At 71.4% G+C, this 15901-nt stretch carries 12 protein-coding genes; 7 read left to right on the top strand and 5 right to left on the bottom strand.

The window, feature by feature from the left end:
- Positions 1 to 254: 254 nt before the first annotated feature.
- Positions 255 to 488 carry a hypothetical protein gene (locus ABZ801_RS00695; RefSeq protein ID WP_360692662.1) on the bottom strand — a complete coding sequence of 78 codons (234 nt, stop codon included), beginning with the start codon at positions 486 to 488 and terminating at the stop codon, positions 255 to 257.
- Positions 489 to 740: 252 nt separating this feature from the next.
- On the opposite strand from ABZ801_RS00695, the gene ABZ801_RS00690 reads away from it, so the two are divergent.
- From ABZ801_RS00690 to ABZ801_RS00675, 4 genes are all read left to right on the top strand, one after another.
- A complete protein-coding gene (locus ABZ801_RS00690; RefSeq protein ID WP_360690840.1) occupies positions 741 to 1100 on the top strand; it encodes a hypothetical protein in 360 nt (119 codons plus the stop codon).
- A gap of 374 nt (positions 1101 to 1474) precedes the next feature.
- Entirely contained in the window at positions 1475 to 2140 is a 666-nt protein-coding gene (locus ABZ801_RS00685) for an RDD family protein (RefSeq protein WP_360690837.1), read from the top strand.
- 1046 nt (positions 2141 to 3186) lie between these two features.
- Positions 3187 to 4290, top strand: coding sequence for a MerR family transcriptional regulator (locus ABZ801_RS00680; protein ID WP_360690834.1), 1104 nt, complete (start codon positions 3187 to 3189; stop codon positions 4288 to 4290).
- A 22-nt stretch (positions 4291 to 4312) separates the two neighbouring features.
- A complete protein-coding gene (locus tag ABZ801_RS00675; RefSeq protein ID WP_360690831.1) occupies positions 4313 to 4972 on the top strand; it encodes a hypothetical protein in 660 nt (219 codons plus the stop codon).
- A 134-nt stretch (positions 4973 to 5106) separates the two neighbouring features.
- On the opposite strand, the gene ABZ801_RS00670 is transcribed toward ABZ801_RS00675, so the two are convergent.
- The 4 genes from ABZ801_RS00670 to ABZ801_RS00655 form a co-directional block, all read right to left on the bottom strand.
- Positions 5107 to 6291, bottom strand: coding sequence for an alpha/beta hydrolase (locus ABZ801_RS00670; RefSeq protein WP_360690828.1), 1185 nt, complete (start codon positions 6289 to 6291; stop codon positions 5107 to 5109).
- A 445-nt stretch (positions 6292 to 6736) separates the two neighbouring features.
- The gene (gene murD, locus ABZ801_RS00665; protein WP_360690825.1) at positions 6737 to 8026 is read right to left on the bottom strand and encodes a UDP-N-acetylmuramoyl-L-alanine--D-glutamate ligase; all 1290 of its coding nucleotides are present in this window, start codon (positions 8024 to 8026) and stop codon (positions 6737 to 6739) included.
- A 194-nt stretch (positions 8027 to 8220) separates the two neighbouring features.
- Positions 8221 to 8868: a PhzF family phenazine biosynthesis protein gene (locus ABZ801_RS00660; protein WP_360690822.1), complete on the bottom strand. Its 648-nt coding sequence runs from the start codon at positions 8866 to 8868 to the stop codon at positions 8221 to 8223.
- Positions 8869 to 9080: 212 nt separating this feature from the next.
- On the bottom strand, positions 9081 to 9281 hold the full coding sequence (locus ABZ801_RS00655) for a hypothetical protein (protein WP_360690819.1): 201 nt from the start codon (positions 9279 to 9281) through the stop codon (positions 9081 to 9083).
- Between the two features lie 500 nt (positions 9282 to 9781).
- On the opposite strand from ABZ801_RS00655, the gene eccCa reads away from it, so the two are divergent.
- Genes eccCa through ABZ801_RS00640 form a run of 3 tightly spaced genes read left to right on the top strand, consistent with a single transcriptional unit; the run spans position 9782 to position 15890 of the window.
- Positions 9782 to 13801 carry a type VII secretion protein EccCa gene (gene eccCa, locus ABZ801_RS00650; protein ID WP_360690817.1) on the top strand — a complete coding sequence of 1340 codons (4020 nt, stop codon included), beginning with the start codon at positions 9782 to 9784 and terminating at the stop codon, positions 13799 to 13801.
- Positions 13802 to 13832: 31 nt separating this feature from the next.
- Entirely contained in the window at positions 13833 to 14372 is a 540-nt protein-coding gene (locus ABZ801_RS00645) for a GNAT family N-acetyltransferase (RefSeq protein ID WP_360690814.1), read from the top strand.
- 27 nt (positions 14373 to 14399) lie between these two features.
- Positions 14400 to 15890 (top strand): ABC transporter substrate-binding protein, encoded by a 1491-nt coding sequence (locus ABZ801_RS00640; protein ID WP_360690812.1) that lies wholly within the window; start codon positions 14400 to 14402, stop codon positions 15888 to 15890.
- Positions 15891 to 15901 lie beyond the last annotated feature (11 nt).

Here is a 15901-nt window from a genome sequence, read left to right as displayed (position 1 = left end):
CGGCTTGCTCGTGCTGGTGCCGCGTTGCGGGATCCAGATGGAGTGCTTTCAGGCGACCAAGAACGGGACCGGCCTGGTTCACTACCGGGTCCGCAAGCGTCCGGTCTGGTACTGGTACTTCGACTGGCCATGGTTGCCTCCGCTCACCTGGCCTTCCTCGCCGGAGGCCTACCAGGCGATCTGGGCTGCGGCCAAGGCGAGGGGCACAGCGACCTGGCCCCATGCCAACTGGTCAGCACGAACACCGGTGAACGTCATGAACGGCGACGAACCGGCGAATTTTTTCCGCTCACACACACCCAGGGACGGCGCGCCACCCCGTCGGCCCCACCGCGGCATGCGCGGCGACTCCACGGAGATCTTCCCCCCCCGGGTGGCGCGGTCGCGCCTGCGCAGCACCCGCCGGCCCCAAAGCCCAGTACGGCCGGCAGCAGCGTCACCGCGCTCGCCACGGTCACGGCGACGACGATCCCGGTGGTGAACCCCATGGTGATGAACACCGGAATGCGCGACAGTACCAGCAGCATCGTCGTCAACGAGGTTCGCCGCCTCCGCCAACCAGCTTCGGCACCCCATCGGCCCCGAAATCCGTTGGTCACATTGGCGACGCCGCCAATCCCGAGCCCGCCGCTGCCATTACCGACGTCAGCGGCGTCTCATTGATCACTAACCGGGGTCAGAAGAGCAGCCCACGATTCTCTGGCTCGACCGGTGGCATCACTGCGCCGGATACTGGAACCGTGCGCCAAGCATTCGCCCACGAGGCGGTCGTCGCAATGGACCCGGGCGAGGACATTCGGGCACCAGGTGCGGCGATCACGGTCGCGTTGTGCGGACACTGGGAGCACCAGTCGCCCTGCCCGCTGGCCCCACACCACACCGACGCACGGCGTTCCGGCACCCGGGTGCGACTACGGGTGCTGTTCGCCAGCGAATCCGCAGCCGAAGCCAGCGTCCGCACCCGCATCGAACAGGCCTTGGCCGAGTCCAGCCTCACCGGCCCAGACGGGGTGACCACACACTGGCGACTGCTGGACACCCAGCCCAGCGCCGTCCGCACCAGCGAAGCCGAACACGCCGAGCGACTTATCCAGAACTGAGAACCTCGATCCCCACTCCGACCTCGCGAGCCCGATCTAGGGCTGGAGTATCAGGCCGCTCGGGCCGTTCGAACGCGGTGGACTCTTCAAGAAGCGACGCGCGTCCAGGTGGGCTTCGTGGCAACGGGTGTGAACGGTCATCGCCGCCGTTTGACGCCGCGAAATGCTCGCTGGGGTTCGGGTGGGTAGCAGGTTGACGGTGAGTGCGTGTGCGTCTCGCGCTATTCGGAAAGTCTTGGACGTCACGTGGAGCGGAATGCTGCTTATGGTCCGCGCTCAGCCGAATTATTGATGGCCTCGGCGATGGCCGCTCAGGTCGCTGATGAGGAGTGGTCGGTTATTCCCGTGGTGGGGGCGGAGTCCGGCATGAAAGAATGCGGGGTATGAGCAATGGGTTTCCGCAGCCTGGCGGTGGTTATCAGCCTCCCGGTGGTCCGATGGGGAACCAGCCTCCGTTCACGCCGCCGGTTCCTCCGCAGCAGGTTTATGGCCCTTCGCCTCCGGGATTCCCGCATCTGCCTCCGGGAGGACAGCCCCCGTACCGTGGGCCGGGGGTGATGCCCGGGGCTGCGCATCCTGGGCGGCGGTTGGTCGCTCGGCTCATCGACATCGCCATACTCGTGTTGCTGGGGGCGCTGCTCAGTGCGGTCGCCACGGCCGTGTTCTCGCAGGGTGATGCCGACGGGGATTCGACCATGCCGGACGCGGCGGTGGCCGCGCTCGTGCTGAGCATCTTCGGTGGGATCTGGGCTTACGAGGCCGTCCAGCTTGCGGTGTGGGGGCGGACGATCGGCAAGCGGGTCATGGGCTTGCGGGTGTCCGTCGCCGGGGCGCCCGGTTCGCGGTTGTCCGCAGTGCGGGCGATGGGGAGAGCATTCTGTTATCCCATGTTCTTTTCGTTCCTGGGTGCCGCCATTCCATTGGTGGGGCCGCTCAACCTGCTGTGGATGCTCTGGGACAAGCCGCTGCGGCAGTGCCTGCACGACAAGATGGCCGGAACGGTCGTGATCGACCATCGGCGGTTCGCTGCCGGCGTCTGACCCAACGTTGGCGCTGCCGATTCGTAGGCGAGCGGGAGCACGTCCAAAGGGGCGGGCGGTTTGAGGTCGGCAAGGCGGCGACGTGTCGGTGTGCGTCACGGGCGGGTGCAGTCGGCCGGAGGATCACCTGTGGTCGGCACTCGGCATGGACCTTCGGGACGCGGCGCTAAACGCCACGCACTGTTGAGCTCTCTGGTAAGACGACGCCACAGGTCAGGGGCTGGCGGCCCCGGTGTTCGTATGCCCGCCCCGTCGTTGCCGATGGTATTCCCCTTGCAATCAGCGGCCGGCACCACGGTGACCCAATCCCTTCGACGGCCCTCTCCGGCTGTGGTCGACCTCGGGCCCCCTGGACTCCTGGGACGAGGCCGTGGTCCTCTGCGTCGATGGGGCGGCCTGGGCCACGGGTCCGTCAGGAGGCGCGGCGCTCTCCGTCGCGCGCCAAGCTGCGCACCCCTGCTCGAGGTGTGGGTGAGGCCGGAGCCGACGTGTGCTGGTGGCTTATTTGCAGCTGTGCCCGGGCAGCAGAGCCACTCCATCGCCCGGTTCTCCCCCCGGAGGCGGGTCGGGGCCAGCTGGGGGGACTGGGTGACTCCGTCGAAAAGCATCCCCGGGGGGCGTCTTTCGGGGCGGCTCAGTGGCGCGGTTCGGTGCGCGCGCTGGGTGCGGCGCGCCCCGGGGCATGCGTGTGGTTCTTCGCGTCGGTGTGGAGCCCCGTTGTGATCACTGGTGGGGTCGACTCGCGCCAGGGCGGTGCGGATCGTACTGGGGGGCTCGGCGGCAAGATCGCAGGCTCGTTCCTTTGAGGCCCCCGGTGGTGGTTTTCCGGGGCGGCTCACTGGCGCCGATCGCAAGTCCTCGGTTGCTGCCGTCGCTAGGACGTGGGCACCAATGAAGTCGGTTCGCCGTCGCGGGGGCTGCTGACGCGATGGTGGATGGTGTTGTGCCGGACGCGGGGTGCCCCGCACGTTGCGGCTTGGCGCTCCCCCCTGGGACGGCCGCGCTGCTTTGACTTTCAAGCAGGTTGAAGCCGGACAATCCAGCTCATGGATGATGTCGACGCGCTGTTGAGCATCGGTGCCTTCGCGCGCCGGGTGGGGCTGGCTCCGAGCGCTTTGCGGTTCTACGACGACTGTGGCGTTCTGCGTCCCGCCTTCGTCGACGACGCGACCGGCTACCGCTACTACCACCCGGACCAGGAGGCTCGGGCCGTCCTCGTGAGGCGGTTGCGGACGGCGGGCATGCCGTTGACGGAGGCCTCGGTGGTGCTCGACGGCACCCCCGAGGAAGCCCGTGCCGTCCTCGAAGGGCACGCGAGGAAGTCACGGGAGACGGCGGCCGCGGCGCAGTCGGCGATCGAGGAGATCTTGCGTGACCTGTCGGCCGGAGCGTCCCGCACCGTGGCTCGGGTCGGTGGAGCTGAACTGTCCAGCGCCGTCCGCCAGGTGGTGCCCGCGGCGGCTTCTCCGGCCGTGGCCGAGGAGTTCCCCATCCTCGGCGGTGTGCTGATCGAACTGGACGGCGAGGAGGTCCGCCTGGTCGCCACGGACCGGTACCGCCTGGCGGTCCGGACCTTGCGACCGCATTCCTTTGAGGGCGCACAGGGCCAGGTCGTGGTCGACGCCTCGGCGATGAAGGACGTCATCCCCTGGGCGGTACGCCTGGCGGAGGTCGGCCTGGAGGTCGATGGCCAGACGGCGCGGATCCACGGCGACGGGCAATCTGTGACGTTTCCGGCGATCGAGGGGACGTACCCCGACTACCGGATGATCCTGGATCACCTGCCGGCCGTCCGGAACCGCCTGATCACCGGCAGGCAGGCACTGCGCGACCGGCTCGCCGACGGTGCGGGAGACGGGCCGGTCACCCTGCACGCCGACGACCACCGGCTCGTGCTGGAAGGCTGCGAACCCGCGGCGGCCGAACTGCCCGCCATCTGCACCGGACCCCCGCTGCGCATTGCCTTCGACCCGGCCGTGCTGCTCGCGGCACTCGACGTCGGCGTCGGCCCGGATGTGCTCCTGGAGGTCACGTCCGATATCCAGCCCGTCGTCGTCCGCTCCGCCGACCAGGGCAGCTTCACCACCCTCGTCATGCCGGTCCGGGGCACCGGCGCCGGTGACCGCATCCCACCGGCCGCCACGGTATGAGACGGCGAAGAAAGAGGAAGACATGAACCCGGACAACCCCGTCGTCCAGCTGTGCTCCCAGGGCATGCAGGCCGAGGCGGAGGGACGTGACGCCGACGCGCGCGCGGCGTTCGAGCGGGCGTGGGAGATCGCGAGCGATGACTACGAGGCGTGCGTCGCCGCCCACTACCTCGCCCGGCACCAGCCGACCGCGCAGGAAACCCTCCGATGGAACCAGGAGAGCCTGGACCGCGCGGACCGGGTGGGCGACGACCGGGTCAAGGGCTTCTACGCCTCTCTGCACCTCAACATGGCCAAGGCCTACAGGGGCCTCGCCGACCCCGACCAGGCGCGCCGGCATTTCGAACTGGCGGCCGCGCACATCGATGACGTACCGGACGGGCAGTACGCCGACTGGAACCGGTTCGCGATCGCCGAAGGACTGCGTTCGGTAGGAGCCGCGCCACGCGCCGCCGACGATCTCCTGAAGGATCTTCTGGCCCGCTTCTGCGCACGCGCCGACCTCAAGGCCCTCGGCCTGGTCGTGACCCCCTACCTCGCGGACCTCGGCACCGAAGCCGACCGCATGCGGCTCCAGACCGCCCTGCACATGCTGCACGCCGCCCGATCGCTGCCGGAAGACGAGCAGAACGCCCTCGGCAAGGCGATCAGTTCGCTGAACGGAGAGGCCGGACATCCCTGAGGAAGACCGAGACGCCCCCAGGCGGTGTGTGGCCGCCGGCTGTGCTCACCTTTGGCGTCGGCGGCGCACCAATCCCGAGCCGACCGCCAAGCCGGGATTGACCTCGCTGTAGTCACGACGGCCAGCCGATCGGCTCAGGCGGGTTCGGCCTGGACGTCTTGGAGCATGAGGGTGTTGCCGTAGCCGGGGGAGGTACCGGCTCGGCCTTCGAACGTCACCTCCGGATAGCGCGCGGACGTCTTGTCGAGCAAGGGCTGGGGCCGGTGGCGCAGGTGGAGATCCATGAAGGCGCGGACGTACGCCCGGGTGATCTCGATGGAGCGGTTGCCGGGGAGCCTGCTTCCCTGGTCGACGCCGATCTGCTGGGTCAGCGTGTCGTAGTCGGTGAAGGACGAGTGGATCGCTCCGTGCACCGCGAGCCACCGTTTCCAGCCTGTCACGTGCGGCCAGTCGCGGTCCCAGGTGGCGTCCTGCCTCGCCTGGCCGAGGATCATGTACGGGCGCTGGAGGCCGCGCTGCGGGATCGCCACCCGGTGCGGGCCGTCCAGGTTGAGCCCGGCGCGCACCCGGGTGTCGCGGAGCATGGTCTCGGGAACGCTTCCGCCGCCCAGCGACATGCCCACCATCGCGATTCTCGACGGGTCGATCAGGACGCTGCCCTTCCACTTGGAGTGCCTGCCGAGGAGCTGGTCGAGGACGAAGGAGACGTCGGCCGCCCGGCCCCTGATGGCCCGTGCGGCGCGTTCCTCGGCCGGGACCGTGCAGGCGACGCAGGTGGTCACGCGGCCGTCCGGAAAGGTCGTGGCGTGGGTCTCGTATGTGTGGTCGATTCCGGCGACCACGTAGCCCCGGCTGGCCAGATCTTCGGCCAGGGACGTCAGTGAGCTGCGCTGCCAGGCGAGGCCGGGTGACAGCACGACGAGCGGCATGCCGTGTACCCGGCCGACCGGGAGGGCGTCGCGGAAGGCGTGCGTGCGCGTCTTGCTCAGCACGTCCCCTGGTACGCCGGTGATTCCTGAACCCTTCAGCAGAGCCTGCGATTCCTTCGGCGTCATGTACGGGGCCCTCTGCCCGTCATGGGCCTTCGCCGGATACCAGAGGGAGACCATCAGCTCTCGCGCGTTGACGGAGGGCACCCAGGTATCGGGACGGGAGGTGTCTTTCAGATACAGGGAGGTCGTACCGACCTGCCGCGCGCCGGTCGGTGCAGGCAGGGCGGGATCGGTCTCGGCGGAGGCGGCGGGGACAGTGAAGGCGAGCGCCGTCGAGAGGGTGAACAGCCCGGTGACGGTCGCGAGCGCTCGGGTCTTGAGTGCCATGAGTCGATCATGTGCCGCCGGATCGGCGCATACATCGGCCGAGAAGACGGTTCGCCCCGCCGTGACCCCCTACTTCTGACAGGCTCACCGCCTGGACCCATGGCAGTGCAACGGACCGGCCATCGGCGGACGCGGGGCCCATGGGCGATTTGGCGGCGTTGTCGTCAAGAGGGCGGCGCCGTGTTCGGCCGGTGTGAGGCGTCAGCAGCGCGGATCAGGCGGCACTCGGTGATGGTGCGGGTGCGGCGGGCGGCGCCTGTGCAGGGGACGCCAGGTGAAGTCGTGCGCCGGGGGGATGGAGCCGACGCCGCTGCGTGCGGTGGTCAGGGGAGGGCGGTTTTCGGCTTGGGGATGCGGTGATGGCCGTGCCTAGGCCGATGGCCTGACGCGTCATCAGCCGGAGGACGCACGGAATTGGTCGCCCATTCCGCAAGGCGGGTCTGGGTCAACTCGGGAGGGCGTGGACGGCGGTGGCGAACTGGTCGCCGCGGTCGGCGTAGTTGCGGTAGTCGCCGACGCTGGAGCAGGCCGGTGACAGCAGCACCACGTCACCTGGGCGGGCGTGGTGCGCGGCACGGGCGACCAGGTCGGTCATGGGGCCGGGGACGTGTTCGTATCCGGTGACGTCGGCGGCGTCCAGGGCGGCGGCGATGCGGGGCGCTTCGGCGCCGGTGAGCAGGACGGCGCGTATCCGGGCGTGGGCGGCGGCTTCGGCGATGGCCTGCGCCAGGTCGTCGAAGGACACGCCCTTGGTGGAGCCGCCGAGGACGAGGATCTTGGGGCCGTCGAAGGCGTTCATGGCGGCGATGGTGGTCTGCGGGGTGGTGGACAGCGAGTCGTCGACCCAGGTGACGCCGTTGCGGGTGGCGACGACCTGCAACCGGTGCGGCAGCGCCTGGAGGCCGCGCACCGCACTACGGATCGCCTGGTGGTCGCCGCCGATCAGGTCGTGGGTGGCGGCGATCGCTGCGGCGATGTTGGTCAGGTTGTGCGGGCCGGGCAGCGGCACGTCACCAGTCTCGATCACGCGGGTGTCGCGCAGGTAGATGGCGTCGTCGTGCAGGTGAACGCCCTCGGGGTCGCCGACCGGCACGCGCCGGGCCGGGCCGGTGGCCGCGATCCGGGCGGCGGGCGGGTTGTCGGCCGCGTAGACGACCAGGTCATCGGGTGTTTGGTAGCGGGCGATGGAGGACTTGGCCTGTTCGTACTCGTCCATGTCGCGGTGCCAGTTCAGGTGGTCGGGGGTGACCGCCAGCACCACCGCGATCTGCGGGGAGCGCTGCAGGTCCATCAGCTGGAAGCTGGACAGCTCCAGCACGACCAGATCGTCTGGATCGATGCGGGGCAGCAGCGCCAGCGGGGTGGTGCCGATGTTGCCGCCGACGAACACCCGCCGCCCGGCGGCCCGCAGGATCGCGGCGATCGCGGTGGCGGTGGTGCCCTTGCCCTTGGTGCCGGTGACGCCGATGACCGGGGCGGGGCAGCGGGCCATGAACTCGGCGATGACGCTGGTGGTCGGCACCTCGGCCGGCAGTGTTTCGGGGCGGACACCAGGGCTGCGGACGATCAGGTCGACCGTGTCCAGCCCGGCGAGGTAGTCATCGGCCAGGGTGACCCCGTCGGGAACGTCGACCGGACCACCGCGTTCGTGCACCACCACCTGGTTTCCGCGCGCCGCCCAGTAGTCCACCGCGGCCCGGCCCTCAACGCCGAAGCCGATCACCGCGACCCGCATCCGAACCCCTCCTCACCGGCTGTGACCTGTGGCTCCCCCACAAACTCTTGCAGAGCGACACCCAAGTCGGCGTCGTCGGTCGGGCCCTTCGAGCGCCGTCTCAATCGGGCTCAGAAGGTCATCAACACGGCGCGATAAGTGTCCTGGGCCACTGATGCATTTGCCGTGAGCACGGCGAAAGCCGCACGCTGGGTTCAATCGATGACGCGGGCGCCGCCGAGGTCGACCCCGGTGTCACGAGGTCGGACTCGGATGACCGATCCCCGCCCGTGCACAACTGTCAGCGGACGGGCCGGCAGTGTGGACAGCACCATGCATGCGGACCCGCACGCCTCATCCTCGGGCTTGCCTTCACTGGGCGCGAACCGGCGCGCACGTACCAGCCCCGCCGCCTCGTCGATCCACGCCCAGACCTGCACTGGCTCATCTGGCGGCGGTTCGAGCAGCGCCTCCACCTCAGCCGGACTGCTCACCCGACGGTGGTAGGTGTTCGGGGACCAGTGAGACGGCGCGTGAAGCCACTCGGCACCCTCGTCATCGCGCCACAAAGACACCTCACCGGCAGGGGTGGCCAACCGGTCCACCGGCTTCCCGATGTTCCGCAGCACGGCCGCCGTCCCCAGCAGCGGATGACCGGCGAATGGCCGCTCCAGCATGCGGTTGTGAATCCGCACCTGCCTGCGATCGGGCGCGACGAATACCGTGGCGGGCGCCGGCGCTCCAGCCGCGATCTTCTGGCGCTCCTGCGGGCCGGGCAGCTCATCGTCGGCAAGGACAACGACAACCTGGTTGCCGTGGGCGCCGTGCTGCCCTGTGAACGCACGGGCGATGAAGGTGGACACGGCATCGGAGCCTATGCAGGGATGATGACCAAGGAGAAGCGCCTCATATCTCCCAGGCTCAGCAGTCGGCAGGCATGCCGGTGCGCTTTGACCGGCCCAGCGTGTTGTTTTGGCGGTGTGGGGGCCGGCAGCGCGGACGGCGGCCTATGGCACCGTCCCACCACGGCCGTCGGGGGCCGATGGCCGCCCTGCCCCGGCGTGGGATCGCTTGCTCAGGCGGCGGAGGCGCGTAGTGCCTGGTCGTAGTGGTGGCGGAGCTCTTCGGCGTCGGGTCGGTCGTCGGCGGCGGCTCGGCGGGGGCGGACGGTGTTGAGGGCGAGGCCCGACGTCACGACGGAGAAGGCGGGGAGCGCCGCCTTGCCCGCGTTGAGGGCTTCCTTCACGTCGCCGGTCTGGAGCAGCATGTCGGCCACGCGGGCGCGAATCGTCGTCTTGTCGCGGGAAATGCGCGTCGGGTCGTTGGGTCTGCGGGCGCCGCCTCCGGCAGGGTGCCGCTTCGGGCACGGGTCCGCCGCCGGGTGTGTCTGCGGGGGTCGTTTTTCCGGACAGCGTTGCTTCGCGTGCGGTTCCGCCGCCGAGCGTCTCTGCGGGGGCCGCTTCGCCGCATAGGTCTTCTTCGGGCGGCGGTTCTCTGCCTAGTCCTTCTTCGGGTGGTGTGTTCTCGCAGGGCGCTCCTCGAGTGTTCAGCGGCAGGGGGGCTCGTCCCGGAGTGGTTCGTCTAGGGGTGGGGCCTCGGCCGAATCGCCGTATGGGCGTGGATGATCATGAGAACCCGTTTTCGGACGTCAGTCGGTGATCAATTCCAGGGCGCATGGGCTGCGTTGGATTACGGGCGGGGTGATGTCAGGGGTGCGCAATACGCTTCGCCGTGACACGTTTGGTCTGATCGGGTCAAGGGTGGCGAGGAGGAGTCGTGACGGTCCGGATCGTCCATCGGCCCGCGCGGACCGTGCAGCCGTTGGCGGCGCAGGAGACGCGGGAGGTGGAGGCGCCGCCGACCCTGCCCGAGGCCGGCGGGGTGGGCGGGCAGGTGTTCGCGATCCTGCCGATCGTCGGGATGATGGCGTCGCTGACGGTGATGACCGTCCTGCGGAATCCGGCGTTCATCGCGCTCGGGGCGGTGATGCTCGTCGTGGCCGTGCTGGTGGGGGCGGCGTTGCTGCTCTCCAGGCGGGGGCAGGTCACGCGGCAGCGACGCAACCAGCGGGAACGGTACCTGGAGTATCTGGAGGAGCTGCGCGAGGAGCTCGGCCGGGCCGAGCGGGAGGCGCGGACGCGGGCGCGGCTGCTGGATCCGCCGCCGGAGGCGCTGTACGACGTCGTGCGGGATCCGGCGCGGTTGTGGGAGCGGCGGCGGCGGGATCCGGACTTCCTGCGGGTGCGCGTCGGGACCGGGACGATGCCGGGGACGAAGCTGGAGCTGGGGGAGCGCGGCACGGCGCTGGCGCCGACCGATCCGTTCATGCTGGCGGAGGCGCGGGGGGCGATCCGCCGGTTCGGCACCGCCCCCGACATGCCGCTGACGGTGCCCCTGGACATGGCGGGCAACGTCAGCGTGATCGGCTCCCGGGACGACGTGCTGGCGGTCATGCGGGCGTTGCTGGCGCAGCTCGCCGCCTTCCACGCGCCGGAGGACGTCGCGTTCGGGGTCGCCGCCGGGGCGGACCGGATCGGCGACTGGGACTGGGTGAAGTGGCTGCCGCACGTCCTCGATCCGACGCGGCGGGACGGCGGGGCGCCGCTGCGTCTGGTCGCGCCGACTCCCGGCGGGCTGAGCGCGTTGCTGGCGGACGAGCTGAAGGAGCGGACGGACTTCGCCACCGAGGTGCGGCGCGGCCTGGGGCAGCGGGAGGCGTACCGGCTGCTGCGGCGGCTGGTGGTGGTGCACGACCTGTACGGGGACGTGGCCGCGGATCTGGTGCGGCCGGACGAGACGATCAACCCGGCGGGCCTGGCGGCGACGGTGATCCACCTGGTGGCGGACCGCACGCAGGAGCCCGGTGACGTCGGCGTGCGCATCACCGTGGACGGTGAGCAGGTGCGGGTGGAGGATCTGCGCGGCGCCGTTCCGGCCGTTCTGGAGGGGACGCTCGACCAGGTGCCCGCGCCGACCATCCTGGGGCTGGCGCGGATGCTGGCGCCGCTGCGGCTGTCGCGGGAGTCGGTGGAGGAGTCCGCGTCGCACGGCGGGACGCTCGACGTCACCAGGCTGCTGGGCGTCGAGGAGCCCGAGCGGCTGGACCTCAAGAGGCTGTGGGCGCCGCGCAGCGAGCGGGCGTTCCTGCGGGTGCCGATCGGGGTGGACGACGCGGGGCAGCCGGTCATCCTCGACCTGAAGGAGGCCGCGCAGCTCGGCATGGGGCCGCACGGGCTGTGCGTGGGCGCCACCGGGTCGGGCAAGAGCGAGCTGCTGCGGACGCTGGTGCTGTCGCTGGCGCTGTCGCATCCGCCCGACCAGGTGTCCATGGTGCTCGTGGACTACAAGGGCGGCGCCACGTTCGCGCCGTTCGAGAAGCTGCCGCACGTGGCGGGCGTCATCACCAACCTGGAGGACGACGCCGGGCTGATCGAACGCGCCTACGCCAGCCTGTCGGGGGAGGTGCAGCGCAGGCAGCAGGTGCTGCGGGACGCGGGCAACATCGCCAACATCGGCGACTACAACTACCAGCGCGTCCACCACCGGCCCGACCTGCCGCCGCTGCCCCACCTGCTGGTGATCATCGACGAGTTCGGGGAGCTGCTGACGGCGCGGCCCGACTTCATCGAGCTGTTCCTGTCGATCGGGCGGATCGGGCGCAGCATCGGCGTGCACCTGCTGCTGTCGAGCCAGCGCATCGAGGGCGGCAAGCTGCGCGGCCTGGACACGTACCTGTCGTACCGGATCGGGCTGCGCACGTTCTCGGAGGAGGAGTCCCGCACCGTCCTGGACACGCCGGACGCCTTCCATCTGCCCGCGCTGCCGGGGTTCGGTTACCTCAAGGTCGACACCAGCCTCTACCAGCGGTTCAAGGGCGGGTACGTGTCGGGGCCGTACCGGGGGCCGGTGGTGGAGGAGCCCGAGGACGCGGGGCCGGCGCCGGTGCGTCCGTATCCCGTGTACAACGTGGCCGCCGACGCGCCCGGCCCGTCCGTCGACGAGCAGGGGCGGCTGCCGGAGCGGACGGCCGGGCCCACGCTGCTGGACGTGCTGGTCGGCCAGTTGACGGGTGAGCGCGTCCAGACCATCTGGTTGCCGCCGTTGCCCGCGGCCGTCACGCTGGACGCCGTCGTCGGCCCGGTGGGGGTCACCGGTGACGGCATGCGGGCGTCCGCGCCGGTCGCGCCGCTGCGGGTGCCGGTCGGGCTGCTGGACGATCCGCGCCGGCAGTGGCAGGGACGCTGGGACGTCGACCTGACGGCCGCGGGCGGCCATGTCGCGATCATCGGCGGGCCGCAGACGGGCAAGACGACGCTGCTGCGCACGCTGGTGCTGTCGCTGGCGCTGACCCACTCCCCCGCCCAGGTGGCGGTGTACGGGGTCGACCTGGTGGGCGGCGGGTTGCAGGCGCTGGCGGGGCTGCCGAACGTCGGCGGCGTCGCCGGGCGCGCCGACCGGGAGCGGGTGCGCCGCACGGTCGAGGAGGTGCTGGGGATGCTCGACCACCGCCAGGAGGTGTTCCGGCAGCACGGCATCGACTCGGTCGCCGGGCTGCGGCGGCTGCACGCCGCCGGGAGGGTGCCCGAGCTGCCGTGCGCCGACGTCGTCCTGGTCATCGACGGGTTCGGGGCGCTGCGCGACGACTTCGAGGAGATCGACGAGCTGGTGTCGGACCTGTTGCAGCGCGGCAGCGGCTACGGCATCCACGTCGTCGCCGGGATGCTGCGCTGGAACGACGTGCGCATCGCCATGCAGTCGAACTTCGGGCAGCGCGTCGAGCTGCGGCTGAACGACCCGACCGACTCGGCCGTCGACCGCAAGCTCGCCGAGACCATCGCCGCCGACCTGCCCGGACGGGTCCTCACCGACGGCAGGCTGTTCGGGCACGTCGCGCTGCCGCGGTTCGACGGCCTGCCCGACACCGACGACCTCGGCGGTGTGGTGGAGGCGGCGGCGCGGGCCATCCGCGCGTCCTGGACCGGCCCCACCGCGCCGCCGGTGCGGGTGCTGCCCCACCATCTGCCCGCCGCCGCGCTGCCGGGGCCGAGCCGGATGCCGGACGCGGTGCCGGTCGGCGTGGACGAGCGGGCGCTCGAACCGGTCGGGCTCGACCTGTTCGACCAGGACCAGAACCTGATCGTGCTGGGGGACGGCGAGTGCGGCAAGACGAACCTGCTGCGGCTCGTCGCCGAGGGGCTGGTCAGCCGGTACTCGCCGGAGGAGGTCGTGTTCGCGGTGATGGATCCGCGGCGCGGCCTGCGCGAGGTGGTGCCGGAGCCGTACCTGGGCGGCTACGCGGGCACCGCGCGGCTGGCCGCCGGGCTGGCCGCGGGCGTCGCCGGGGAGCTGGAGTCCCGGATGCCCGACTCCGACTCGGCCGAGGGGCGCTGGAGCGGCGGGCCGCGGGTGGTCGTGCTCGTCGACGACTACGACCTGCTCACGACGGCCGGGCAGCAGCCGCTCGAACCGTTCCTGCCGTTCGTGCCGAGCGGGCGCGACATCGGGCTGCACTTCGTGGTGTCGCGGCGGGTGGCCGGGGCCGCGCGGGGGCTGTACGAGCCGTTGCTGCTGGCGGTCCGTGAGACGGGCACGGCGGCGCTGCTGATGTCGGGCGACCGGTCCGAGGGGCAGCTGTTCCCGCCGCTGTATCCGGCTCCGCAGCCGCCCGGCAGGGGGTTCTGGATCCAGCGGGGCGCCTCGCCGCGGCTGGTCCAGACGGCCGTGGCGGAGCCGCGGCCCGGCGCGTCGCAGCCGGCGGGCCGCGCGCCGGTGCCCGAGCCGGAGGGCGGTCGCTGACCCGGCGACGCTTGCTGCATATTATTCGCAGGTGCACTCGTATCGCATAAGAAGGGCCACGGCGGACGATCTCGACGGCGCGCGGTCGGTGATGCTCGACACCGTCTACCGCGACTTCGGCACGGGCTACGTGCCGCGCTGGCACCGCGACATCATCGACCTGGAGGGCGCCTACCTGGCGTCGCCCCGGCACACGCTGCTGGTGGCGGTCGACGAGCGGGACGACGTCGTCGCCACGGCCGCGCTGGACTCGCGCGGGCCCCAGTCCCCGCCGAACCCGTGGCGCGTGGCCGCGCGGTATCCGTCCGGGAAGACCGCGCAGGTGCGGCGGGTGTACGTGCGTCCGGAGCACCGGCGGCGCGGGCTGGCCCGGCGGCTGGTCGGCGAGCTGCTGGAGTTCGCGGCGGCCGAGGGCGGCTACGGCGCGGTCTACCTGCACACCGACCCGTCCGTGCCGGGCGCGGAGAGCCTGTGGCGGTCGCTGGGCACCGTGGTGTGCGACGAGCGGGCCGAGGAGCCGGACGGCGGGCAGGGCATCGTCCACTTCGAGATCCCCATGGCCGGCCGGTAGACCGCTCTCGACCTCTGGAAGGGGATCATGCTTTCGCTGCCTCGCCGGCTGCTGCCCGGTGCGCTGCTCGTCCCGCTGCTGTCCGGCTGCTTCGCCCAGTCGGACGGGGGCTCGCCGGATTCCGGGGACGGCGGGCGGCTGCGCGTCACGCTCGCCTTCCCGCCCACGCAGAACTTCTCGCCCTACGGCCAGGACGGCATCAGCCTGGCGCGGCTCGGCGTCGCCGAGGGGCTGACCCGGCTGGACGCCAACGGCACCGCCGTGCCCGCGCTGGCCGAGTCGTGGCGCAGCGAGCGCGACGGCCGCAGCTGGCTGTTCACGGTGCGGGAGGCCGAGTTCCAGGACGGCACGGACGTCACCCCGGCCGCCGTCGCCGCCTCCCTCACCCGAGCGGCGCAGGCCAAGCCGGTACCGGCCGCGCTGTCGGGCGTGACGCTGACGGCTGAGGCGGCCGAGGGGCGGCAGGTGCGGGTCAGCACCGCCGAACCCGACCCGGTGCTGCCGCTGCGGCTGTCCAACCCGAGCCTGGCGGTGTTCTCGGCGAAGGCGTACGCGAACGGCAGGGTCGATCCGGTCGGCACGGCCACCGGCCCGTTCCGGCTGACGAAGGTCGGCGTCACGGGCGGGGCGACGTTGGAACGTTTCGACAGGTACTGGGGCGGACGCGCCCAGGTCTCCGGCGTCGACGTCAGGTTCGTTCCGGACGGCACCGCACGCGCCAACGCGGTGCGCACGGGCGAGACGGACCTCGCCGAGGCGATCCCCGTCGCGCAGGCGTCCTCGCTGGACAGGGGCACCGTCCGGGAGACGGCGACGCCCCGCCTCACGGCGCTGTACCTCAACACCCGGTCGAAGGTGTTCGGCGACCCGGCGCGGCGCGCCGCCGCCCGCGAGGCGATCGACACCTCGGCGCTGGCCAAGGACGTGTACGAAGGGCGCGCCGACCCCGGGCACGGGCTGTTCGGGCCCGCGCTGACCTGGGCGGCGGGCAAGCGCGTGCAGCCGTCCGGGCGGGCGCGGGCGGGCGACCCCGGCGGCGCGACCATCACGCTGGCCACCTACGACAACCGGCCCGAGCAGCCCGAGGTCGCCCAGGTGCTGCAGCAGCGGCTGCAGCGGGCGGGCTTCAAGGTCGACCTGGTCGTCCGGGACTACTCGCGGCTGGAGAGCGACGCGCTGGCCGGGAAGTTCGACGCGGTCGTGGCGGCCCGCAACATGATGCTCGACACCGGCGATCCGGCGTCCGTCCTGGCCAGCGACTTCACCTGCGACGGCGGCTACAACCTGGCGCGGCTGTGCGACGAGAAGGTGGACGAGGCCGTGGCGCGCGCTGCGTCCACCGCCGGCACGGACGAACGGCAGGACGCGGTCATGGCGGCGGAGGCGGCGGTGCTGGGCACGGACGCGGTCGTCCCGCTCGTCCACCAGAAGATCATCACCGGGGTGGGGTCCTCGGTGCGCGGGGCGGTGCTGGACCCGTACGAGCGGCTGCTGGTCGGCACCGGAACACGGCGCTGAGCGGACGCGGC

It is taken from the genome of Actinomadura sp. NPDC047616 (genome assembly GCF_040642915.1).
Lineage (GTDB): Bacteria > Actinomycetota > Actinomycetes > Streptosporangiales > Streptosporangiaceae > Spirillospora > Spirillospora miaoliensis.
This window is presented reverse-complemented; position numbering and strand designations above follow the sequence as displayed.